Source organism: Herbiconiux sp. 11R-BC (genome assembly GCF_049472555.1).
GTDB lineage: Bacteria > Actinomycetota > Actinomycetes > Actinomycetales > Microbacteriaceae > Herbiconiux.
Map to the genome: position 1 here is coordinate 505,736 of NZ_JBCEBO010000002.1, position 22,142 is coordinate 527,877.

Consider the following 22,142-nt stretch of genomic DNA (forward strand, 5'->3'; position numbering starts at 1 on the left):
CTCGGTCGGCTTGACGTCCACTCCCCCGCGACGAGACCGGCGGGTTCCGACATTGTTTCACGTGAAACATATCGACAGGATTTTGTGAATGACCAGTGACTCAACCGCCTTCGATGCGTCGACGCCGCTGGCGAGAGAACTGGCGGACTTGTCCCAGCGCAAGCGCCGGCTGGCCACGAAGACATTCCCCCTCCCCGCGGAGACGCGCGTGTTGACGGTTGCGAACCAGAAGGGTGGGGTGGGAAAGACCACCACCACGGTGAACCTGGCCGCGGCGCTCGCCCGCGAGGGTGCACGGGTGTTGGTGATCGATCTGGATCCACAGGGGAACGCATCCACAGCTCTGGGAGTGGACCATCGCGGCGAGCTCCCCAGCGTCTATGACGTGCTCATCCATGATGAGCCGATGGGCGAGATCGTGCAGCAGAGTCCGGAGTCGGAGCGTCTGTTCTGCCTTCCGGCGACGATCCACCTCGCCGGAGCGGAGATCGAGCTGGTGCCCATGGTGGCTCGCGAGCAGCGTCTCCGCGGCAGTCTCGATCGTTTTCTCGAGCAGACGCGGGAGGCGGGAGCTCCCTTCCACTATGTGTTCATCGACTGCCCTCCATCGTTGGGTCTGTTGACGATCAACGCCTTCGTTGCCGCGCGTGAGGTTCTCATTCCGATCCAGTGCGAGTACTACGCTCTCGAAGGCTTGAGTCAGCTCCTCAACAACATCAGTCTGATCGAGCGGCACCTCAACCCCACCCTGGCTGTGTCGACCATTCTGTTGACCATGTATGACGGTCGCACGCGCCTGGCATTCCAGGTGGCCGAGGATGTGCGCGAGCACTTCCCCGCGCAGACGCTCGACGCCGTCATCCCGCGATCGGTGCGGATCTCGGAGGCCCCGAGCTATGGGCAGACCGTCATCAGCTTCGATCCCAGTTCACCCGGCTCGATCTCCTACTTGGAAGCGGCCGCCGAAATAGCAGACAGAGGAGCTTCTCATCGTGGTAACTAAGAAGAGAACCGGACTGGGCCGGGGCATCGGTGCCCTCATCCCGACCGATGAGCCGCGCGTCGAGGGCGCGCGTCCCGTGGATGTGTTCTTCGATGCTCCGGTCAGGCAGGTGGAGCTCGTGGCTGTTCCAGGCGCACGTCTCGCGCAGCTCGACCCGAACAGCATCATCCCCAATGCGAAGCAGCCGCGCAGCGTGTTCGTTGCCGAGGATCTCGCCGAGCTCGTGCACTCCATCCGCGAGGTAGGAGTGCTGCAGCCGATCGTGGTTCGAGAACTGCCTCTCGAAGACGGCGGCTCGCAGCAGTACGAGCTTGTCATGGGTGAGCGCCGTCTGCGCGCGACCAAGGAGGCCGGGCTCGACTCCATTCCGGCGGTGGTGAAGAACACCGCCGATGAGGACATGCTCCGGGATGCCCTGCTCGAGAACCTGCACCGTTCTCAACTGAACCCGCTCGAAGAAGCGTCGGCCTACCAGCAGCTGCTCGAGGACTTCGGCATCACTCAGGAGCAGCTCGCCGAGCGCATCGGCCGCTCACGGCCCCAGATCACCAACACCCTTCGCCTGCTCCGCCTTCCGCCGGCCGTGCAGAACCGCGTGGCCTCCGGCGTACTGAGCGCAGGTCATGCGCGTGCGGTTCTGGCCGTCGGCGATGTCGAGGCGATGACCAAGCTCGCCGACAAGATCGTGAACGAAGACCTCTCGGTACGCGCTGCAGAAGCCCTCGCGTCCTCGGCCCCGAAGCAGAGTCGGGCCAAGACCACCGCGGGCTCGAAGCGCGGGCATCTCGACGAGATCGGTGAGCGTCTCGGCGATCGGCTGAACACCCGTGTGCGCGTGAGCCTCGGGCGGGCGAAGGGCCAGATCGTGATCGATTTCGCGACGATCGAGGATCTGAACCGCATCCTGAGCGAACTCGGCGAAGAGGGCTTCGGCGGAGAGCGCCGCAGCAGCGGTCCCCGTTTCACGTGAAACATTCCGCGCCGCCCGAAACACGCGGCGGCGCGGTGAGGCTCAGTCGCGCTGTGCGGAGGCTTCGGTGATCGCGAGCTCGCTGAGCTGCTCGTAGACGGAGCCCAGCGAGAACCCGGCGGCGAGAATCCCCTGGGGAACCGTGGAGGTCTCGGTCAATCCGGGCAGCACGTTCGCCTCGAGGAACCAGGGTGTGCCGGAATCGTCGATGATGAGGTCGATGCGCGAGATGTGCCGAAGGCCGAGGGTCTCGTGTATCACCAGCGCCGCCTTGCTGGCGATGTCGGTGATCTCCTCGCTCAGTCGCGCTGGCGCGTAGAAGCGTGTCTCTCCGGCGTTGTACCGGGCCTCGAAGCTGTAGACACCGGAGCGCGGCTCGATCTCCACGGGCGGGAGCGCGAATGCTCCATCGCCCAGGTCGACGATGCCGATGGAGACCTCGACGCCGCGTGCACGTTGTTCGATGAGCGCGACCTCGCCATAGGTGTACGCGTCGACGACCGCGCGAGGCAGATCGTCGGCGGAGTCGATCACCCCGACGCCGAGGGCCGAGCCGCCCATCGCGGGCTTCACCACGAGATCGGCGCCAAGCGACCGCGACACCAGGCCGAGCACCTGCGTGGCGCCGAGCTCGCGGAACGTGTCCCGGGGGAGGGTGAGCCACTGCGGAGTCGAGATGCCCACCCGGGAGACCAGAGTCTTCGCCGTCGGCTTCTGCCAGGCCAACCGCGCCGCCTTGGCCTGTGAACCCACGTAGGGGATGTCGAGCACGTCGAGCAGTGCACGCAAGGCGCCGTCCTCGCCGCTCGCCCCGTGGAGCGCGGGCCACACCACGTCAGGGCGGGTCTCGTCGAGGAATGTCAGCAGCGTCGCATCCGGGTCGCGAAGGATGACGGTGTGCCCGCGCTCGGCGAGGGCATCGGCCACGCGACGGCCGGATCGGAGGGACACGTCGCGTTCGTGCGAGATGCCGCCGGCCAGAACGACGACGGTGCGGGGGGCGTGTGCTTCGGTCATGAACTCAATCCAGGTTGGGCGGAGGGGCTGAGAAGTTGCGGTCGCGCATCGTCTCGAGCGGGCCGGTCGCGGCGAAGGTCTCGAGCAGATCGAGCTCGCCGTTGATGACGTTCTGGAGCCTCCGGATGCCGATCTTGATCGACTCGGGAGTCGGGTAGCAGAACGAGAGCCGGATGTTGTTGCGCCCGCCGCCGTCGGCATAGAACGCGGTTCCCGGCGTGTAGGCCACGAGTTCCTTGACCGCGCGCGGCAGCATCTGCTTCGAGTCGAGATACGGCGGGAGGGTGAGCCAGACGTAGAAGCCACCATTCGGGTTCGTCCACGTCAGATTCGGCAAATATTCGGTTAAAGCGCCGATCATCGCGTCTTTTCGCTCCCGGTAGACACCGCGGAAGCGGTCGACCTGCGCGCGCCAGTCGATCGAGGAGAGGTACTCCGAGATCACCAGCTGACTGAACGAGCTCGGCGACAGCACGGCTGCCTCGTTGGCGAGGATGAGCTTCTCGCGGATGGCGTGCGGCGCGACCGCCCAGCCCACCCGGAAGCCCGGCGCCAGGGTCTTGGAGAAGGTGCCGAGGTAGATGACGCCGTCCTGCTCGATCGAACGGAGCGCGGGCGGGGCCGGCTCGTCGAAGTGGAGCAGGCCGTACGGGTTGTCCTCGAGCACGAGGATTTCGTTCTCGCGAGCGATCTGGAGGATCTCCTGCCTTCGCGCCCAGCTGAGCGTCACGCCGGCGGGGTTCTGGAACGAGGGGATCGTGTAGAGGAACTTGATCTTGCGTCCGGCCGCGCGGAGCCGCGCGATGTTCTCGCGCAGCGATTCCGGGATCATGCCTTGATCATCCATCGCCACGTGATGGGTCTCGGCCTGGAAGGAGCGGAAGATGACGATCGCCGTGACGTAGCTGGGCCCCTCGGCGAGCACGACGTCTCCGGGGTCGAGGAAGAGCTTCGACACGAGCTCGAGCGCGTGCTGCGACCCGGTGGTGACCACCACGTCGTCGGCGCTGGCACGGATGCCCTCCATGGCCATGACGTCGAGGATCTGTTCGCGCAGCGCCGGGACGCCCTGGCCCGATCCGTACTGCAATGCGACCGAACCCTGGTCGCGCATCACACGGTTCATCGACTCGATCACGAGTTCCTGGGGCAGCGCGGAGACGGCGGGCATGCCGCCGGCGAGCGACACGACCTCAGGTCGGGAGGCGACGGCGAAGAGGGCGCGGACTTCAGAGGCGGCGAGGCCGGCGGTGCGCTCGGCGTAGTTGAAATACCACGGATCGAGGTTGTTCCCCGACTGTGGGGGGTTCTGGCTGCTCACTGACATACTTCCCGACGTAGACCGAAATTCCATCGTATGACATGCAAAAGTGGCCCGCTGCACGGATGCGGCGGGCCACTCTCGAGGAACTGGCTGCGGGAGGCGACGCGAAACCCGCGCGCCCCGCAGAGCGTGCTCAGATGAAGGCGGCCAGATCGGCCTCGAGGGCTGCCTTCGGCTTGGCGCCGATGATGGTCTTGACGACCTCGCCGCCCTTGTAGACCTTCAGCGCCGGGATCGAGGTGATCTGGTACTTCATGGCGGTCTGGGGGTTGTCGTCGACGTTGAGCTTCACGATCTCGATCTTGTCGCCGTGCTCCGAGGCGATCTGGTCGAGGATGGGCGCGACGGCGCGACACGGGCCGCACCATTCTGCCCAGAAGTCGACCAGGATGGTCTTCTCGGAGTCGAGGACGTCGGCCTGGAAGCTGGCGTCGGAAACGGCCTTGGCGTTGGACATGGTTCCTTCTTTCGTGTGATCCGGGTACCCGGTGGTTGTTCCGGGTGGTCTGCTGGTCAGGTGCGGTTGCCGGCGGAGGTCGCGCTGACGAGGTCGGCGGCCAGGTCGGCGGCCGATTCTCCCGCCACCTGGTCGAGGGCTGCGAGGTACTCCTCGGCGTCGAGTGCGGCGACGGTACCCGACGCGGCGGCGGTGACCGCCTGGCGGTAGTGCGGGTCGATGACGTCGCCCGCGGCGAACACGCCAGGCAGATTCGTCTTCGAGGTACGGCCGTCGACCGCGATCGTGCCGTCGACGGTGAGGTCGAGCTGGCCGTGCACGAGGTGCACGCGCGGGTCGTTGCCGATGGCCACGAAGAGGCCCTGAACCGGCAGTTCCGACTCGGCGCCGGTGACGGTGTCACGCAGCTGCAAGCCCTCGACCGCGTTCTCGCCGGCGATGCCGACGACCTCGGAGTTCCACACGAACTCGATCTTCTCGTTGGCGAAGGCGCGCTCCTGCATGATCTTCGAGGCACGCAGCGTGTCCTTGCGGTGCACCAGGTAGACCTTGTCGGCGAACCGGGTGAGGAAGGTGGCCTCCTCCATGGCGGAGTCGCCGCCGCCGACCACCGCGATGGTCTTGGTCTTGAAGAAGAAGCCGTCGCAGGTGGCGCACCACGACACGCCCCGGCCCGACAGCCGCTCCTCGTCGGGAAGGCCCAGCTTGCGGTAGGCGGAACCGGTGGCGAAGATCACCGAACGCGCTTCGAAGGTGCCGCTGTAGCCGGTTTCGACCGTCTTCACGTCATCGTCGAGCTGCACGCGGGTGACGTCGTCGAGGATGACCTCGGTGCCGAACTTCTCGGCCTGCTCCTGCAGCTTCATCATGAGCTCGGGACCCTGGATGCCCTCCGGGAAGCCCGGGAAGTTCTCGACCTCGGTGGTGTTCATCAGTTCGCCGCCGGCTTCGACGCTCGAGGCGAGCAGCAAAGGGTTCAGACCGGCACGTGCGGCGTAGATCGCCGCCGTGAAGCCGGCAGGCCCTGAGCCGATGATGATGATCTCGCGCATGTCTTCCACTCCTGAGGATGTTCGTGGGCACACCGACAGTGCGCACACTGACGGGTACAACACATCCTAACCACGGACTATTCCGTGGCCGGTGGGCTCTCAGCAAGTGATGGGGGCCGCCGCGTCAGCGACGGAGGCGGGCTCGGATCGGGCCCAGAGCATCCCGCAATTCCGGCGAACGCAGAAGGAACAGGGCCGCCAGGTAGACCACCAGCATGACCACGCCGACGACGGCCATCGAGAGGATGGCGGGCGCGTACCGCGAGACCGCGAAGCCGTGCTCCGAGGTGCCTCCGAGCAGGAGCAGCACGCCGATGCCGGCCGCGGTCGCGGGGATGCCGGCCACCAAGTAGCGACCGAAGCTCAGCAGGGCGGTGCGGCCGCTGCCACCCCCGAGCCGCCGGCGGATGATGACGGCCGCCACGATGGTCTGCACGGCCGTGGCTGCCGAGAGCGCCAGCGCGAGCCCCACCGCGATCCACTCGTCGGGGAGCAGGGCGCAGAGCAGAGCGAGCGCGGTGAAGATGATCGCCTGCAGCACCTGCAGGAAGAACGGGGTCTTCGTGTCGCTCAGCGAGTAGAACACCCGCTGCAGCACGAACAGCACGGTGAAGGGGATGAGGCCCACCAGGAAGGCGATGAGCACGTTGCCCATGGCCGCGGTCTCGATGAAGCCCTTGCTGAACAGGCTGCTGAACGGATAGGCGACCACCATCAGCACGAACATGGCGAGCACCATGAACAGCCCCGTGCTGCGAAGGGCCGCGGAGACATCGCCTCGCAGCTGTGCGGTCTCGCGCCTCTCGGCGTGCCCGCTCATCTTGGTGAAGTAGGCCGTGACGATCGACACGGTCACGAGCGAGTGCGGCAGCATGAAGATGAGCCAGGCGTTCTGGATGATGGCCACCGAGCCGCCCGAGCCCGAGGCGATCGAGGCCACGTTGGTCTCGACGAGCCCCGCGGCCTGGGTGACCAGCAGCATCCCGAAGGTCCAGCCCGCGAGCTTGCCGGCCGTGCCGAGGCCCACGCCGCGCCACGCGAAGTCGGGGCGGTAGCGGATGCCCGCCCGCCTCCAGAACAGGAACAGCACGAGGGCCTGTGCCGCCACCGCGAGGGTGGTGAATCCGCCGAGCACGGCGATGGATGCGGGGGTCCAGTCGGAGACGAGCCGCCCGCCCCCGGGCTCCGAACCGAAGAGCAGCATGAACAACAGGAGCCCGGTGATGGAGACGATGTTGTTGACAGCCGGCGCCCAGGTGAACGGGCCGAACACGTTCTTCGCGTTCAGCACCTCGCCGAGCACCGTGTACAGGCCGTAGAAGAAGATCTGCGGCAGGCACCAGTAGGCGAAGGCGATGGAGAGGGCCAGCTGGTCTTCGGTGAAGCGCGAGGCGGAGATGGTGACGAGCACCGGCGCCAACAGGGTCGCCGCGATGGTGGCACCGCCGAGGATGACCATGGCGATGGTGAGGAGTTTGTTGATGTAGCCCCGGCCGCCGTCGGGGTGCAGCAGTGCGCGCACGATCTGCGGCACCAGCACGGCGCTCAGAGTGCCGCCCGCGATGATGGCGTAGATGTTGTTGGGGAGCTGATTGGCGACAGCGAAGGCGTCGCCGCTCATGCCGAGCCCGATGGCCTGGGCGAGCACGATGGTGCGCACGAAGCCGATCAGGCGCGAGACGATGGTGCCCGAGGCGAGGAAGGCGCTCGCCCGTCCGATGCTGGGGCTACTCATGGGGGCCCGCCGGCGCATCCGCTGAACTGCCGGCCGTCGCGCGCTTGCGCCGCCGCAGGATGTTGCGCACGATGCCGAAGCCGAAGAGCGCCACCACAAGCACCGCGACGATCACGGTGCCCCAGGTCTCCCAGTCGGCGCTCACGTTCACCATCACGGGGGCCGGAGTCGAGAGGAGCACGCCGCTGGGGCTCAGCAGCTGGAAGCTCAGCACGACCGGTCCGTTCGCGACTCCGGCCGCGAGCGGGATCTGCACGCCTTTGCGTGAGCTCGCCTCGATGGTGACGGGAACGTCGCTCTGTTCGACCACGAGCCGGCCGTTCGAGGGTGTCACGTGCACGACGACGTTCACCGGGAAGGCGAGGGCGTTGCTGACGGTCACCGGCAGGTTCGCCTGGTTGGCCACCATGTTGATGCTCGATCCCTCGACGATCTGCACCGAGTTGAGCGTCTTGGTGGTGGCCGTGACGTCGTCTTGCACCGCCGTGTTCCAGCGCGTGACGTCGGTGGTCCAGGCGTTGGAGAGCAGGGCGAGCAGATCGGCGCGGTTCTGGCCCGTGAGCAGCGACGGATCGGACAGCACGGAGGAGAAGGACGCGATGCTCTGCGACTGCCCGAGCAGCACGCCGACCTGGCCGAGACGATCGCCGGGCTCCGGCGCGTCGATCACGTTCACGGCCTGGCTGGGGGCGGTGGCGAGCAGCGACTGCAGCGAGTGGGGTGCCGACCAGGGCAGCGCCTCCACCGTGGCCAGCACCTGGTCGAGGCCGGAGAGGTCGGTGGAGGTGCGGTCGAGAACCGCGAGCACCTGCGGGCCGGCGCCGCTGCCCTCGGTGGCCGCGGTGCCCGAAGCGGATGCTGCCAGCGCCAGCGAGGAGGCGAGCCGGGCGATCGCCTGCCCGCGCTCCGCGTCGGAGGTGGCGGCCAGAGCATCCTGCATCGAGGTGGACACGTCGTGGTCGGCCACCAGGATGCTCTGATCGCCCGCCTTGGCCGCCGCCTCGACCGCCCCATCGTTGCCGTCGGCCGGGGAGACCTGGCGCGAGTCGAGGATGGTGGTGGTGAGGCCCCCCTGGGCGAAGAACGGCAGGTCGCCCGACACCACGGTGCCGCTCCGGGGCCAAGCCAGGGTGGTGGTGGTGTAGTCCCATGTGGTGAGTTGCTCGAGCGTGGGCGCGGTCGGGGCCGAGGGGGTGGGGGACGGGGTGGGGGAACCGCTGCTGGTGGGAGTCGCGGTGGGCTCGAGGAGGGGACCGACGTCGGCGAAGTTCGCCGCATCGAGCGCGTAGGCGAACGAGGTGGGCTTGAGCAGCTCCGGCGCTCCGGCCTGGTGCTCGGCGGCGATGTCGGAGTCGCCGTAGCTGAGCGGGATGATGGGGTTCGGCGCCGCGTCGAGCTGGGCGAGCCAGGAGACCGCCGAGGTGGGGGCCGTGGAGCCCAGGGCCCGGATGGAGACGATGATGCGGGGATCGACCGCGATGGTGACCGGGCGGCCGAGCACCGCATCCAATTGCCTGGTCAGAGTGCCATTGACCGCTGTGTACTTCTCGAGCTCGGCCTTCGGGATGAGCCCGGTGGAACCCCCACTCGTGGTGATCGGGGCGATGACGGTCACTCCGGCCGGCGCCGGCGTGGCGGTGACGCCGTCGCTCCACACGACAGTGGCGCGGGCCGTCGCCTCGGCGTTGCCGCCCACGGAGTAGGAGGCGGAGAGCGGGTAGACGCCCCAGGTGCCGAGCTGGAGCTGTGCGGCCGGAACGGTGAGCTGCACGGTGTGGGTCGCGCCGGAGGGGAGCGCGGTGGTGGGCGCGGTGGCGACGACGGACACGGGGATGTCGGAGGCGGCGTCGGCCGTGCCCGTCGCCGTCCCGCCGCCGCTCGACGCTGCCAACCAGGAGTCGTAGAGGGCCGTGCTCGTGATCGGGGCGCGGCCCAGCGAGAGGTCGAGGCTGCCGTCGGCGAGCGCATCCTCGCCCGGGTTCGTGATCTCGACGGTGACGACGAGGTCTGCGCCCGCGGTGACGGTGCCCGCGCCCGACGGGGAGAGCGTGAGAGCCACCCCTGAAGCGCCGGCGTTCGCCGCGGAGGAGGCGGTGGGCGTCGGGGTGGAGGTGGGGGTTGGGGTGGCGGATTCCGCCGGGACTGACACCGACGCCGGGACCGACACCGATTTCGCCGCCGACACCGGCACCGAGGCCGAAGCCGCCGCCGGGGTCGCGAACACGGCGCCGGCGATGAGCGCACAGGCTGCGATCGCGGGCGCCACTCGAGACAATCGACGCACAGGTGGGTTCATAGACGGTGGCGAACGCGCTCGTGTGGCACGCGCATCCACTGACCGATTCTAGGAGACGGGGGCTGGGAGATCCGGGAGCCTCGGTGGCCAGCCGCGGCGCCCGGCTAAAATGGGCCGGTGCAGCCGGTTCAGCAGTCCCTCGAATTCCTGGGGAACCTCGCCGCGAGCGGTCCCGTCGCGACCCTCGCAGCGGCGTTCGCCGACGCCGGGCACGAGCTCTCGCTCGTCGGCGGCCCCGTTCGCGACGCCTTCCTCGGCCGGCCCATCACCGACCTCGACTTCACCACGGATGCGCAGCCCGACGAGATCCTGCGCATCGTCACGCCGATCTCCCAGGCGCAGTGGGACGTCGGGCGTGCCTTCGGCACCATCGCCGCGCGCATCGACGGCGAGACCGTGGAGATCACCACCTACCGCTCCGACAGCTACGACCACAAGAGCCGCAAGCCCCAGGTGCAATTCGGCGACACGCTCGAGGGCGACCTGCTGCGCCGTGACTTCACGGTGAACGCGATGGCACTGCGAGTGCCCGAGCTCGTGCTCGTCGACCCCTCGGGTGGCATGGACGACCTCGTGGCGGGCGTGCTGCGCACCCCGGGCACCCCCGAGGTTTCGTTCGGCGACGACCCGCTCCGGATGCTGCGGGCCGTGCGCTTCACCGCCCAGCTCGGCTTCACCCTCGACCTCGATGCGGCGATCGCCATCTCGGAGATGCGCGAGTCGATCGGCATCGTGTCGATCGAGCGGGTGAGCGACGAGCTCACGAAGCTCTTGAAGACGGATGCGCCCCGCCGCGGCATCGAACTGCTCGTCGAGAGCGGGCTGGCCGAGCTCGTGATCCCCGAGATCCCGGCCCTCCAGCTCGAGGCCGACGAGCACCACCACCACAAAGACGTCTACCAGCACAGCCTGACCGTGCTCGACCAGGCGATCGACCTCGAGAAGTCGCGTGCGGCATCCGGAACCGGCATCGCCTCGCCCGACCTCGTGCTGCGCTGGGCGGCCTTGCTGCACGACATCGGCAAGCCCGCCACGAAGCGCAACGAGCCTGGTGGCCAGGTGAGCTTCCATCACCACGACGTGGTCGGGTCGAAGCTCGCCAAGAAGCGCTTGCGTCACCTGCGCTTCGACAACGACACCATCGCCGCCGTGGGCCGGCTGATCGAGCTGCACCTGCGCTTCTTCGGCTACACCGACGGCGCCTGGACCGACTCCGCGGTGCGTCGCTACGTGCGCGACGCGGGCGAGCAGCTCGAGCGTCTGCACATCCTGACCCGGGCGGACGTCACCACCCGCAACCGCAGAAAGGCCGATCAGCTCTCCTTCGCCTACGACGACCTCGAGGAGCGCATCGCCACCCTGGCCGCCCAGGAGGAGATCGACTCGGTGCGGCCCGACCTCGACGGCGAGCAGATCATGGCGATCCTCGGCATCAAGCCCAGTCGCGAGGTGGGGCAGGCCTACGCCTACCTGCTCGAGGTGCGCCTCGACGAGGGGCCGCTCTCGGAGGCGGAGGCCACTGAGCGCCTGCTCGCGTGGTGGCACTCCCGCCAGGCATCCTGACTCCGCCGCCCTCCCCCCAAAAAAACAAGGAGTTCTCCCAAAAACAAGGAGTTCCTGGCCGACACGCCGTCGGTTCGGTGGTCTGGATCGGCGTGTTGCCCACGAACTCCTTGTTTTTGGGAGAACTCCTTGTTTTAGAAAGTGGGGGGAGGGGTCAGGCGGGGGTGTTCGCCGCGATGAACTCCTCGAGGCGGGTGCGGGCCACGTCGTCGGGGAGCTGCACGGCGGGGGACTTCATGAAGTAGGCGCTGGCCGACTCGATCGGGCCGCCGATGCCGGCGTCGAGCGCGACCTTGGCGGCGCGCACCGCATCGATGATGACGCCGGCCGAGTTCGGCGAGTCCCAGACCTCGAGCTTGTACTCGAGGCTCATCGGGGCGCCCCCGAAGCCGTGCCCCTCCAGGCGCACGAAGGCGAACTTGCGGTCGTCGAGCCACGGCACGTGGTCGCTCGGACCGATGTGCACGTCGCGCGACTCCATCTCGAGGTCGATGTTGCTCGTCACGGCCCGGGTCTTCGAGATCTTCTTCGACTGCAGGCGGCGGCGTTCGAGCATGTTCTTGAAGTCCATGTTGCCGCCGACGTTCAGCTGGTACGTGTGGTCGATGTGGATGCCACGGCTCTCGAGCAGTCGGGCGAGAACGCGGTGCGTGATGGTGGCGCCGACCTGGCTCTTGATGTCGTCGCCGACGATCGGGAGCCCCGCGGCCTCGAACTTCGCGGCCCACTCGGGGTCGGAGGCGATGAAGACCGGGATGGCGTTCACGAACGCGACGCCGGCATCCAGCGCCGCCTGGGCGTAGAACTTGGCGGCCTGCTCCGAGCCCACGGGCAGGTAGCACACGAGCACCTCGGCCCCGGATGCGCGGAGCGCGGCCGCGACGTCGACCGGCTCGGCCGCCGACTCCTCGATCATCTCGACGTAGTACTCGCCGAGGCCGTCGAGGGTCGGGCCCCGCTGCACGAGCACGCCGGTCTCGGCCACGTCGGCGAACTTCAGCGTGTTGTTCTCGCTGGCCCAGATGGCCTGCGCGAGGTCGACGCCGACCTTGGCCGCGTCGACGTCGAAGGCCGCCACGAACTCGAGGTCGCCCACGTGGTACTGACCGAACCGGGTATGCATGAGCCCCGGGATCGACTCCGCCTCATCGGCGCCGGCGTAGTACGTCACGCCCTGGATGAGTGAGTTCGCGCAGTTGCCCACGCCCGCGATCGCGACCTTGATGCCCATTCGGTTCAGCCCTCTTGTGTTGTCAGTTCTCAAATGCTGTCGTCGTCAAAACCCCACGATTCTACCCGGCACCGGCTGGGCGCCCGCCGTCCAGGCGGCGGAAGCGTTCGATCGCCCCGATCGGATGCCGCTGACCCCCGCTCAGCACGAAGTCGCCGCCGTCGACGGTGAGCTGGGTGGCATGGGCCGCCATGGCGGCGATCTTGGCCGGCAAGGCGGTGTCGAGCTCCACGACGAGTTCGGTCGAAGCCGGTGCAGCACCGGCTTCGGTGCCCGCTGCGGACGATTCGGCGCGAGGCTCCACTCTGCGCTCCACTCGGGGCTCGACGATCGCGAAGAAGGGCACGCCGAGAACGCGCGCGGCTGCCCGGCCGGCCTCGTGCATCCGCACGTGATCGGGATGCCCGTAGCCGCCCAGCGCGTCGTAGCTCACGACGGCGCTCGGGCCGGGCACGCCCAGGCGGCCGACATGAGCCCGGATGGCCGCGAGCACGTCGGCGAGCACCTCCGGCATCGGCGCGAGGCTGAGCGCCGAGCGGCTCGCGTCACCGGCCGCCTCCGCGAACCCGTCGGCGCCCCAGCGCATGCCCGAGTCGGCGTACTCCCGCTCCTCTTCTCCTGCGGCCCGCGCGGGGCCCGAGCCGAGGAAGGCGTGCGCCGGCCTGCCGAGTGCCGTGACGGCCGCCGCGAGCTCGTCCACCCGATGCGGGCCGAGCCCGGCGGTTCCTTCGAGCGCCGCGAGAGGCCCGGGAACCACTTCGCCGCGCTCTCCGCGCGTGCCCGTGACGACCAGCGGGTGCGCGCCCGCGGCCACGAGGGCGGCGATCGTTCCGCCCGTCGAGATCGACTCGTCATCCGGATGCGCGTGCAGGAAGACCGGAGTGTCCCCGAAGGCGCGAAGAGCGCCGGACTCCGCGGAGCGATCCCACCGCGTCGGAAGCTGGGACTGCGCCGAAGCGCCCGCCTCCGGCGAGAGCCCGGAGGCCGGCGGGGCGGTGGGGACTGCCGGAACCCCGGAGCTCCTCGCGCTCCCGGATGCCGGACCGGACACTTCGCCTCGCCGCATAGGCGCGCGCAGGAGCTCGTAGCGGTCGGCGAGCTCGGCGGCCGTGCGCTCCCATGACCGTTCGGCCCCGTGCGCCGCCGCTGTCTCCGAGAGGCGGGCGAGCCTCTCGGGGGAGCCCAGGAGCTCGTCGATGGCGTGCGCCCAGTCGTCGGCACGCCGGCTGTCGAGCAGCACGCCGCTCACGCCGTCGGACACGGAGTCCACCAGGCCGCTCGTGCGCTCGGCGATCACCGGCGTGCCGCTCGCCGCGGCCTCGAGCGCCACGAGCCCGAAGGTCTCCGAGTGCGAGGGCACGAGCAGCAGCGCGCACTCGCGCAGCAGGCGGGCCGTGGCGGCCCGGCTCTGCGCCGGAAGGAACAGCACGTCGTCCTCGGCACCGAGCCGGGCGGCCAGTTCGCGGAGACCGCGGGCGTAGGCGTCGTGGCCCGGACTGGTTCCGCCCACCACCACCAGCAGCGGGCGCCGCGCCGCCGGGATGGCCGCCACCGCGGCGATCGCCAGGTCGGGGGCCTTGAGTGGCTGGATGCGCGCCAGCATGAGCACGACCGGTCGCGACCCTGCGAGCGCGTCCGCGAGGGCAGCGAGATCCCGCGCAGAACCGAGGAGCTCCGCTCCGTCGCGCGCCTCGCCGGGTGCCTCGTCCGGGAGAGCCGAGGGCGGACGGAAGAGAGACGTGTCCACCCCGGGCGGGATCACCGCCACCCGAGCCGGCTCGGCCCCGTAGCCGTCCACGATCGCCGCCCGCTCGGCGGCGGTGGCCGCGACCACCAGCGCGGAACCGGCCACGAGCATCCGCTCGCCCTCGAGCCGCGCCGCCGGTTCGGGGGCATCGCCCGGGGCGAGCCGTGCGTTCTTCAGCTCCGCGACGGTGTGCAGGCTCAGAACGTGCGGCACGCCCCACTCCCGGGCCGCCGTCAGCCCGGCGAGGCCGGAGAGCCAGTAGTGGGAGTGCACGAGGTCGAAGGGCTCGAGCTCGAGCATCGCGTGGGCGAACTCCGCGGCCACCGCGGGCAGCTCGCTCTTTGCGACGGATGCGCGGGGGCCGGCCGTGAGCATCCGCACCGCCACGCCGCCCGGCGTGCGCAGGAGCGCCGGCGCTTCGCCCGTCGTGGCGCGCGTCAGCAGCTCGACCTCGTAGCCCCGTGCGGCGAGAGACTCGGCCAGGCCCAGGAGGTAGACGTTCATGCCGCCGGCATCCCCGGTGCCGGGGGCCTCGAGCGGTGAGGTGTGCAGCGAGACGAGGGCGACACGGAAGACCACGTCTGCTAGGCTACCCAGGTTGTCTTGTGCCCAGTGAAACTCTTCACGCGGGTGCAGACAGATGCAGAACCCTCCTGTCACAGACCGTCTGTGACCGTTCTAGTCCGAAGGAGGTGGGTTTGTGACGCATCAGTACGAACTCATGGTGATCCTCGATCCTGAAATCGACGAGCGCACCGTGGCCCCGAGTCTCGACAAGTTCCTCAACGTCATCCGCAACGATGGCGGCACGGTGGACAAGGTCGACATCTGGGGTCGCCGTCGCCTGGCCTACGAGATCAACAAGAAGACCGAAGGCATCTACGCCGTGGTGAACCTCACCGCGAACGCCGACGCCACCAAGGAGCTCGACCGCCAGCTGAAGCTGTCGGAGGCCGTCATGCGCACCAAGGTGCTGCGTGCCGAGGAAGCGATCGCCCAGGTCGCCGCCGCCTCGAAGCTCGCCGAGGAGAAGGCAGCCCGCAAGGCCGCCAACCCCAAGGCGTCCGCTCCCGCTGCTTCGGCGCCCAGCGCTGCTGCTCCGGCCGCTGCCGTCAAGGCCGCGTCGGCGAAGCCCGCTGCTGCCAAGGCCGAGGCCGGCGAGTAGTCCGTCATGGCCGGCGAAACCGTCATCACCGTGGTGGGCAACCTCACCGCCGATCCTGAGCTGCGTTACACGCAGAACGGGCTGGCGGTCGCGAACTTCACGATCGCTTCGACTCCCCGCACTTTCGACCGCGCGTCGAACGACTGGAAGGACGGCGAAGCGCTGTTCCTCCGGGCCTCGGTGTGGCGTGAGTTCGCGGAGCACGTCGCCGGTTCGCTCACCAAGGGCAGCCGCGTCGTCGCGACCGGTCGCCTCCGTCAGCGTTCCTACGAGACGAAAGAGGGCGAGAAGCGCACCTCGATCGAGCTCGAGGTCGACGAGATCGGCCCCTCGCTGCGTTACGCCACCGCTCAGGTGACCCGTGCCACCTCCGGTGGCGGCGGAGCCGTCGGCGGCGGATCGCGCGGCGGTCAGGCTCCGGCCGACGAGCCGTGGGCTGCCAGCGCACCGGCTTCGTCCGGCGCCGGCGGCGACGTCTGGAACACTCCCGGCAGCTACGCCGACGACACCCCCTTCTAAACTTCTCTTCTTTCAGAACAGGAATCCCAACAATGGCTGGAAAGTCAAGCGGCGACCGCCGCAAGCCGCTCCGCGGCGCCAAGGGCGCGAAGAACGCCGCCCCGGCGAAGTCGATCCGCGTCGGAGTCATCGACTACAAAGACGTCGCGACCCTTCGCAAGTTCATCTCGGAGCGTGGAAAGATCCGCGCCCGCCGTATCACGGGAGTCTCCGTCCAGGAGCAGCGCCTCATCGCCCGTGCCGTCAAGAACGCCCGCGAGATGGCTCTTCTGCCGTACGCCGGCTCGGGCCGCTAAGGAGCAGAACCCATGTCTAAACTCATTCTCACCCACGAGGTGACCGGGCTCGGATCCGCCGGCGACGTCGTCGAGGTCAAGAACGGCTTCGCCCGCAACTACCTCATCCCCAAGGGCTTCGCCGTGGCGTGGAGCCGCGGTGGCGAGAAGCAGGTCGAGTCGATCAAGGCCGCCCGCAGCGCTCGCGAGCTCGCGACCATCGAAGAGGCCCAGCACCTCAAGCAGACGCTCGAGAACGCCACCGTGAAGCTCACGGTCAAGGCGGGCGAAGGCGGACGCCTGTTCGGTTCGGTCAAGACCGGCGACATCGCGGATGCGGTCTCGGCGGCCGGCATCGGATCGCTCGACAAGCGCAAGATCGAGATCCCGACGGCCATCAAGGTCACCGGGAACCACGAGGCCACCGTGCGCCTGCGCGACGACCTCTCCGCCACGATCACCCTCCAGGTGGTCGCAGCAAAGTAGTCACTCCGAGAAGGGGTGTCAAGGGCCTGCGGGCTCTCGGCACCCCTTTTTGGTGCCCGGATTTCCCCATGTCTGTACACAGGCGCGGGTGCGAAATCCAACATTCAATCACTGGTCGAAGGATCTCTTCACTCACAGTGTGTGGAAAGACATCCGTCCTGGTCAAAGCGGGTTTTGCTCGGCCATCAAGAGATTTGTCCACAGATGAGTCCACACATTTAACACAGACCTTCCGGCGTTTCGCGCACACAGTCCACATAGTTATCCACAAGGCTGTTTGTGTGATGTCGGTGGTGGATGGTCGGATGAGACCCGAATAGGAAAAGGCCGCCTTTCCGGGGCGGTGGACGAGGAGTTCACGTGTCGATTGCCCACCTGGGACTTGCGGGCGAGCAGGGTGCGAGCGAGCGTCCGCGGGCCGGCGACCGCACCCCGCCGCACGACCTCCTCGCCGAGCAGAGCGCACTCGGCGGCATGCTCCTCAGCAAAGACGCCGTGGCCGATGTCGTCGAGGTGATGCGCTCCGTCGACTTCTACATCCCCAAGCACGAGGTCATCTTCGAGGCCGTTCTCAACCTCTACTCGCACGGCGAGCCCACCGACGTCATCGCCGTCACCGATGAGCTCACGAAGTCTGGCGAACTCAGCCGCGCGGGCGGTGCCGACTACCTGCACACGCTGACGAGCCTCGTGCCGACGGCGGCCAACGCCGGGTACTACGCGCAGATCGTGGCCGAGAAGGCCGTGCTGCGGCGCCTCGTCGAGGCCGGCACCCGCATCGTGCAGATGGGCTACGCGAGCGAGGGCGAGGTCACCGACCTCGTGAACAACGCCCAGGCCGAGATCTACGCCGTCAACGGCGGCGTCGAGGTCGAGGACTACGTGCCCCTCACCGTGGCGGTCACCGCGGCCATCGACGAGATCGAGGCCGCCGCCGGCAAAGACGGCCAGATGACCGGCGTCCCCACCGGCTTCGCCGAGCTCGACAACCTCACCAACGGCTTCCATCCCGGCCAGATGATCATCGTGGCCGCGCGCCCCGCGCTCGGAAAGTCGACGCTCGCGCTCGACTTCTGCCGTGCCGCCTCGATCAAGAACGACATGCCCTCGATCTTCTTCTCGCTCGAGATGGGGCGCTCGGAGATCGCGATGCGCCTGCTCTCGGCCGAAGCATCCGTGCCCCTGCAGAGCATGCGCAAGGGCCGCATCGAGGGCCGCGACTGGACCACGCTCGCCTCCACCCGTGGCCGCATCAACGACGCCCCGTTCTACATCGACGACAGCCCGAACATGACGCTCGTCGAGATCCGCGCGAAGTGCCGCCGGCTCAAGCAGAAGGTGGGGCTGAAGCTCGTGGTCATCGACTACCTGCAGCTCATGACGAGCGGCAAGAAGGTGGAGAGCCGCCAGCAGGAGGTCTCGGAGTTCTCGCGAGCCCTCAAGCTCATGGCCAAGGAGCTGCAGGTTCCCGTCATCGCCCTCTCACAGCTCAACCGAGGCCCGGAGCAGCGCTCCGACAAGAAGCCCGCCATCAGCGACCTCCGCGAGTCCGGCTCGCTCGAGCAGGACGCCGACATGGTGATCCTGCTGCACCGCGAGGGCGCCTACGAGAAGGACAACCCCCGAGCGGGCGAGGCCGACTTCATCGTGGCAAAGCACCGCAACGGCCCGACGGCCACCATCACCGTCGGCTTCCACGGCCACTTCTCGCGCTTCGCGGACATGCCGCCGGCCTGATCGGCGGGCGAGCGTCTCTGCCGGCGCTCAGTCGTCGTCGAGCGGTGCATCCACGGCGGCACGGTAGACCGCGATCACCCGGTCGAGGAAGGCCTCGACCGTGCCCCGGTCGGATTCCGGGAGCTCTTCGACGAGCGCCGAGATGCCGAACATCACCGGCATCAGCTCATCGACCGCGCGGTTCACGGATGCCCGCGCCGGCACCACCACGATCTTGCGCCGGTCGTGCTCGTGCCGGTGCCGCTCCACGTGTCCGAGCGCCACCAGGCGGTCGACCACGAGGGTGCTCGCGGCGGTGGTCACGTTGAGCCGCGCGGCGAGTTCGCTCGGGGTGAGCGGGCCCTCCTGGATGAGGTGCTCCATCGCCGCGAGATCGGTCTGGTTCACCGTCAACACCGTGCCCAGTCGGCGCTCGAAGGCGCGCGAGAGCGCGTTGATCTCGCGCAGCGCGAGGTTGATGGCATTCGCCTCGGGTACGCGCTCGGGCCGCAGTTCCTCTCGGGACCACGGCGTCGTCGCATCCGTCGGCGACTTGCGGGCTTCGGCCATGACTGACATGCTAATCCCATAGGTAGCTAAGTTGCTTAGATACAAGGTAGACGACCTCGGAGGACCCATGCGATCGATCGCCCGCTTCGTGAGCGCCCGGAGAACCGCGTGGGTGGCCCTCGGCCTCGCGGCGGTGGCGATCGCGCTGCTCTTCGCGCTTCTGCCGAAGGGCTCGAGCACCGCCTACCCGTCATCGGGGCTGCCCGACTCGAGCGAGGCCGCACAGGTGACCGCCCTCCTGGCCGAGTTCCCCTCGGCCGACAGCACGGCCGCGCTCGTGGTCTACAGCCGAGACGGTGAAGCCCTGACCGACGCCGACCGCGCGGCGATCACCGCCAACTCCGCCACACTCGCGGCGGGCTCTCTGGCGCCCCAGGCCGTGCAGCCGCAGTTCAGCGACGACGGCAAGGCCGCCCTCGTGGTGGTGCCGCTCAGCGCTTCGGCCGCCGCCGCCGACATCACCGCCACGGCCACCAGCATCCGCTCGGACGCCTCGGCGAACCTGCCCGAGGGCCTGAGCGCGCTGCTGACCGGCCCGGTCGGCTTCCAGGCCGACATCACCAACGCCTTCGCCGGCGCCGACTTCCGCCTGCTGCTCGTGACCGTCATCGTGGTGGCGGTGCTGCTCATCGTGACCTACCGCAGTCCCGTTCTCTGGATCGTTCCGCTCGCCGTGGTCGGAGCCGCGGACGGCCTCGCCCGGGTCGTGGTCAACGCGCTCGCCGACCCCCTCGGCATCACCGTCGACGCCTCGATCGGCGGCATCCTCTCGGTGCTCGTCTTCGGCGCCGGCACCAACTACGCCCTGCTGCTCGTGGCCCGCTACCGGGAGGAGCTGACGCACGAGAACGATCGGCATCGCGCGATGTTCACCGCCGTCACGAGCGCCGGCCCAGCCATCGCCGCGAGCGGCGGAACCGTCGCCCTCAGCCTGCTCACGCTGCTCTTCGCCCAGCTGGCCGGAAACCGCGCGCTCGGGGTGGCCTGTGCGATCGGCGTGGTGATCGCCATCCTGTTCGCGCTGCTGGTGCTGCCGGCGGCACTCGTGGTGTGCGGGCGCGGGCTCTTCTGGCCGTTCGTTCCGCGGGTGCACACGGCGGCCGACGGCTCTGCGGCACCCGCGAAGCCGGGGGTGTGGATGCGCCTCGGCCGCGGTGTGGCCCGCCGTCCCGCCGTGGTGGCGATCGTCGCGACGCTCGGCATCGGCATCCTCGCCCTGGGGCTGTCGGGCTTCCGGGTGGGCCTGTCGCAGACCGACCAGTTGCTCGGCCACCCCGAGTCGGTGGCGGCGCAGCAGGTGGTCGACGCCTCGTTCTCGGCGGGGCTCACCGGCCAGACGATCGTGCTGACACCGGATGCGTCGGTGGCCGACGCGACGCAGCTCGCCCAGGGTGTCGCGGGAGTCGCATCCGTGCGGCCCGGGGAGAGCTCGGGCGGCCTCACGCGCCTGGACCTCTCGCTGACGAGCGAGCCCGAGAGCGACGCGACCTTCCGCACCATCGAGGACCTGAGGTCGGCCTATCACGCCGCCCCGTCGCCGGTGTCCGACAGCCTCGTCGGCGGCAGCGACGCCACGGCGCTCGACACGAACACCACGGCGGCGGCCGATCAGGCGCTCATCATTCCGCTCATCCTGGCGATCGTGTTCACGATCCTGGCTCTGCTGCTGCGCTCCCTGGTGGCGCCGGTCCTGCTCATCGCGAGCGTGCTGGCCACCTTCTTCGCCAGTCTCGGAGCCTCGAACTGGCTGTTCCAGAACGTGCTCGGCTTCCCGGCCTTCGACTCCAACGTCATCCTCTTCGCCTTCCTGTTCCTGGTGGCGCTCGGAGTCGACTACAACATCTTCCTGGTGACCCGGGCGCGGGAGGAGACCGTGCGGCACGGCACCCGGGAGGGGATGGTGCGCGCCCTCTCGTCGACCGGCGGGGTCATCACGAGCGCCGGCATCCTGCTCGCCGCCGTGTTCGCGGTGCTCGGCGTGCTGCCGGTGGTGGCGCTCACCCAGATCGGCGTGATCGTGTGCATCGGCGTTCTGCTCGACACCCTGGTGGTGCGCACCGTGCTCGTTCCGGCTCTGGTGTTCCTCACCGGCGACGCCTTCTGGTGGCCGTCGCATCCGGCACCCAGGCGCGGCTCGGTAAACTGAGCGGAGCGCAATCTGAATCGAGGCCCCCGGAGTGACCGACGCACCCCGCACTCTTCCGCGGTCACCCTACTGGGGTGTCCCGGTGGCGCGCGCCATCCCGTTCATCGTGACGGCCTTCGTGATCACCTTCAGCTCGAACCACTCCTCGCAGGTGGGGCTGCTCGCCTACGGAGTGTTCGCCATCGTCTCGGGCGTCATCGTGGGGGCGCTGTCGTGGCGCACGATCCGCGAGAGGTCGGTGCGGGTGAACTTCCTCATCCAGGGCATCTCGAGCGTGGTCTTCGGCGCCCTCGCCCTCGCATTCAACTCGGGCGGTCTCGGGTTCTTCCTGTTCTGCGCCACCATGAACTCGGCCATCTGCGGCTTCCTCGAGCTCTACGCGGGCCTGCGCAACACGAAGAACCCCGCTGCCCGTGACTGGGCCGTCGTGGGCGGCCTCACCGTGGTGTTCGCGCTGGTTCTGATCTTCTTCCCCACCGACCCGGTCTTCGCGGTGGGGATGTTCGGCGCGTACGCCGCCGTCATCGGGCTGTTCCTCGTGATCGCCGGGCTGTCGCTCCGCTGGGGGACCCACACCGCGCCCGTCACCCGAACCGGGAATCCCCGAAGTGGAAAGGCATCGTGAACCAACCCTCGAGGCGCGATCGGCTGAAGCCGGTCGAACTGCTCGTTCTCTCCGCCGTCATGTCGCTCTTCGTCGGGCTGGTGGTGCTCCTGGCCACCCGGGAGATCCTGCTGGCGGCGGTGTTCTTCGGCATCGCCTTCATCGTCACGCTCGTGGTGATGGCGATGTTCTCGCTCTCCATCAAGCCCAACGAACTCGAACAGCACGAGATCGACGACGACCCGGAGCGCCCGAGCGGTCACTGA

19 protein-coding genes and 1 pseudogene are annotated in these 22,142 nt (G+C 68.6%); 11 read left to right on the plus strand and 9 right to left on the minus strand.

All coding sequences use genetic code 11. The annotated features are described in order from the left end of the window. Positions 1-88: 88 nt before the first annotated feature. Positions 89-1,003: a ParA family protein gene (locus VD659_RS07385; RefSeq protein WP_423260475.1), complete on the plus strand. Its 915-nt coding sequence runs from the start codon at positions 89-91 to the stop codon at positions 1,001-1,003. Then, a complete protein-coding gene (locus tag VD659_RS07390) occupies positions 993-1,973 on the plus strand; it encodes a ParB/RepB/Spo0J family partition protein (protein ID WP_423260476.1) in 981 nt (326 codons plus the stop codon). Before VD659_RS07385 ends, VD659_RS07390 begins: the two co-directional genes overlap by 11 nt. A 42-nt stretch (positions 1,974-2,015) precedes the next feature. Here the strand turns inward: VD659_RS07390 and VD659_RS07395 are convergent, their stop codons facing one another. The 6 genes from VD659_RS07395 to VD659_RS07420 all read right to left on the minus strand — a co-directional run bounded on the left by VD659_RS07395 (position 2,016) and on the right by VD659_RS07420 (position 9,824). Next, positions 2,016-2,990: a D-alanine--D-alanine ligase family protein gene (locus tag VD659_RS07395; protein ID WP_423260477.1), complete on the minus strand. Its 975-nt coding sequence runs from the start codon at positions 2,988-2,990 to the stop codon at positions 2,016-2,018. A gap of 4 nt (positions 2,991-2,994) precedes the next feature. After that, positions 2,995-4,317: a PLP-dependent aminotransferase family protein gene (locus tag VD659_RS07400; RefSeq protein WP_423260478.1), complete on the minus strand. Its 1,323-nt coding sequence runs from the start codon at positions 4,315-4,317 to the stop codon at positions 2,995-2,997. Positions 4,318-4,447: 130 nt separating this feature from the next. Then, the gene (gene trxA, locus VD659_RS07405; protein ID WP_137838192.1) at positions 4,448-4,771 is read right to left on the minus strand and encodes a thioredoxin; all 324 of its coding nucleotides are present in this window, start codon (positions 4,769-4,771) and stop codon (positions 4,448-4,450) included. Positions 4,772-4,827: 56 nt separating this feature from the next. Then, entirely contained in the window at positions 4,828-5,823 is a 996-nt protein-coding gene (trxB, locus tag VD659_RS07410; RefSeq protein WP_423260479.1) for a thioredoxin-disulfide reductase, read from the minus strand. Between the two features lie 124 nt (positions 5,824-5,947). Beyond that, positions 5,948-7,558, minus strand: coding sequence for a murein biosynthesis integral membrane protein MurJ (gene murJ, locus VD659_RS07415; RefSeq protein ID WP_423260481.1), 1,611 nt, complete (start codon positions 7,556-7,558; stop codon positions 5,948-5,950). After that, a complete protein-coding gene (locus tag VD659_RS07420) occupies positions 7,551-9,824 on the minus strand; it encodes a DUF6049 family protein (RefSeq protein ID WP_423260482.1) in 2,274 nt (757 codons plus the stop codon). Before VD659_RS07420 ends, murJ begins: the two co-directional genes overlap by 8 nt. 147 nt (positions 9,825-9,971) lie before the next feature. Here VD659_RS07420 and VD659_RS07425 point away from each other — a divergent pair, with 147 nt between their 5' ends. After that, positions 9,972-11,417, plus strand: a complete 1,446-nt coding sequence (locus VD659_RS07425; RefSeq protein ID WP_423260483.1) for a CCA tRNA nucleotidyltransferase — start codon at positions 9,972-9,974, stop codon at positions 11,415-11,417. A gap of 154 nt (positions 11,418-11,571) precedes the next feature. Here the strand turns inward: VD659_RS07425 and VD659_RS07430 are convergent, their stop codons facing one another. Next, complete coding sequence (locus VD659_RS07430) at positions 11,572-12,648, minus strand: inositol-3-phosphate synthase (protein WP_423260484.1); 1,077 nt, start codon at positions 12,646-12,648, stop codon at positions 11,572-11,574. A 61-nt stretch (positions 12,649-12,709) separates the two neighbouring features. Then, positions 12,710-14,974, minus strand: a complete 2,265-nt coding sequence (locus VD659_RS07435; protein WP_423260485.1) for a glycosyltransferase — start codon at positions 14,972-14,974, stop codon at positions 12,710-12,712. A 142-nt stretch (positions 14,975-15,116) separates the two neighbouring features. Here VD659_RS07435 and rpsF point away from each other — a divergent pair. The 5 genes and pseudogenes from rpsF to dnaB all read left to right on the plus strand — a co-directional run. Further along, positions 15,117-15,446, plus strand: a pseudogene (rpsF, locus tag VD659_RS07440) (30S ribosomal protein S6); the annotation flags it as partial. A 120-nt stretch (positions 15,447-15,566) separates the two neighbouring features. Then, positions 15,567-16,079 (plus strand): single-stranded DNA-binding protein, encoded by a 513-nt coding sequence (locus tag VD659_RS07445; RefSeq protein WP_137836327.1) that lies wholly within the window; start codon positions 15,567-15,569, stop codon positions 16,077-16,079. Between the two features lie 32 nt (positions 16,080-16,111). After that, positions 16,112-16,375, plus strand: a complete 264-nt coding sequence (gene rpsR, locus VD659_RS07450) for a 30S ribosomal protein S18 (protein WP_022895757.1) — start codon at positions 16,112-16,114, stop codon at positions 16,373-16,375. Between the two features lie 12 nt (positions 16,376-16,387). Next, the gene (gene rplI / locus VD659_RS07455; protein ID WP_137836326.1) at positions 16,388-16,840 is read left to right on the plus strand and encodes a 50S ribosomal protein L9; all 453 of its coding nucleotides are present in this window, start codon (positions 16,388-16,390) and stop codon (positions 16,838-16,840) included. Positions 16,841-17,200: 360 nt separating this feature from the next. Next, positions 17,201-18,577: a replicative DNA helicase gene (gene dnaB, locus VD659_RS07460; RefSeq protein WP_137836325.1), complete on the plus strand. Its 1,377-nt coding sequence runs from the start codon at positions 17,201-17,203 to the stop codon at positions 18,575-18,577. Positions 18,578-18,604: 27 nt separating this feature from the next. Here dnaB and VD659_RS07465 read toward each other — a convergent pair whose 3' ends face one another. After that, positions 18,605-19,126, minus strand: a complete 522-nt coding sequence (locus tag VD659_RS07465) for a MarR family winged helix-turn-helix transcriptional regulator (RefSeq protein ID WP_423260486.1) — start codon at positions 19,124-19,126, stop codon at positions 18,605-18,607. A gap of 67 nt (positions 19,127-19,193) precedes the next feature. Between VD659_RS07465 and VD659_RS07470 the strand changes: the two genes are divergently transcribed. From VD659_RS07470 to VD659_RS07480, 3 genes are read left to right on the plus strand one after another with little or no spacing between them, the layout of a single operon-like run. Beyond that, positions 19,194-21,272 carry an MMPL family transporter gene (locus tag VD659_RS07470; protein ID WP_423260487.1) on the plus strand — a complete coding sequence of 693 codons (2,079 nt, stop codon included), beginning with the start codon at positions 19,194-19,196 and terminating at the stop codon, positions 21,270-21,272. Between the two features lie 31 nt (positions 21,273-21,303). Next, on the plus strand, positions 21,304-21,897 hold the full coding sequence (locus VD659_RS07475) for an HdeD family acid-resistance protein (protein ID WP_423260488.1): 594 nt from the start codon (positions 21,304-21,306) through the stop codon (positions 21,895-21,897). After that, positions 21,894-22,142 (plus strand): hypothetical protein, encoded by a 249-nt coding sequence (locus VD659_RS07480; RefSeq protein ID WP_423260489.1) that lies wholly within the window; start codon positions 21,894-21,896, stop codon positions 22,140-22,142. Before VD659_RS07475 ends, VD659_RS07480 begins: the two co-directional genes overlap by 4 nt.

Coding starts and splice junctions, on each gene's coding strand:
- VD659_RS07385 (WP_423260475.1), top strand. CDS start 89: ATGACCAGTGACTCAACCGCCTTCGATGCGTCGACGCCGCTGGCGAGA.
- VD659_RS07465 (WP_423260486.1), bottom strand. CDS start 19,126: ATGGCCGAAGCCCGCAAGTCGCCGACGGATGCGACGACGCCGTGGTCC.
- murJ (WP_423260481.1), bottom strand. CDS start 7,558: ATGAGTAGCCCCAGCATCGGACGGGCGAGCGCCTTCCTCGCCTCGGGC.
- VD659_RS07445 (WP_137836327.1), top strand. CDS start 15,567: ATGGCCGGCGAAACCGTCATCACCGTGGTGGGCAACCTCACCGCCGAT.
- trxB (WP_423260479.1), bottom strand. CDS start 5,823: ATGCGCGAGATCATCATCATCGGCTCAGGGCCTGCCGGCTTCACGGCG.
- trxA (WP_137838192.1), bottom strand. CDS start 4,771: ATGTCCAACGCCAAGGCCGTTTCCGACGCCAGCTTCCAGGCCGACGTC.
- rpsR (WP_022895757.1), top strand. CDS start 16,112: ATGGCTGGAAAGTCAAGCGGCGACCGCCGCAAGCCGCTCCGCGGCGCC.
- rplI (WP_137836326.1), top strand. CDS start 16,388: ATGTCTAAACTCATTCTCACCCACGAGGTGACCGGGCTCGGATCCGCC.
- VD659_RS07395 (WP_423260477.1), bottom strand. CDS start 2,990: ATGACCGAAGCACACGCCCCCCGCACCGTCGTCGTTCTGGCCGGCGGC.
- VD659_RS07400 (WP_423260478.1), bottom strand. CDS start 4,317: ATGTCAGTGAGCAGCCAGAACCCCCCACAGTCGGGGAACAACCTCGAT.
- VD659_RS07430 (WP_423260484.1), bottom strand. CDS start 12,648: ATGGGCATCAAGGTCGCGATCGCGGGCGTGGGCAACTGCGCGAACTCA.
- VD659_RS07470 (WP_423260487.1), top strand. CDS start 19,194: ATGCGATCGATCGCCCGCTTCGTGAGCGCCCGGAGAACCGCGTGGGTG.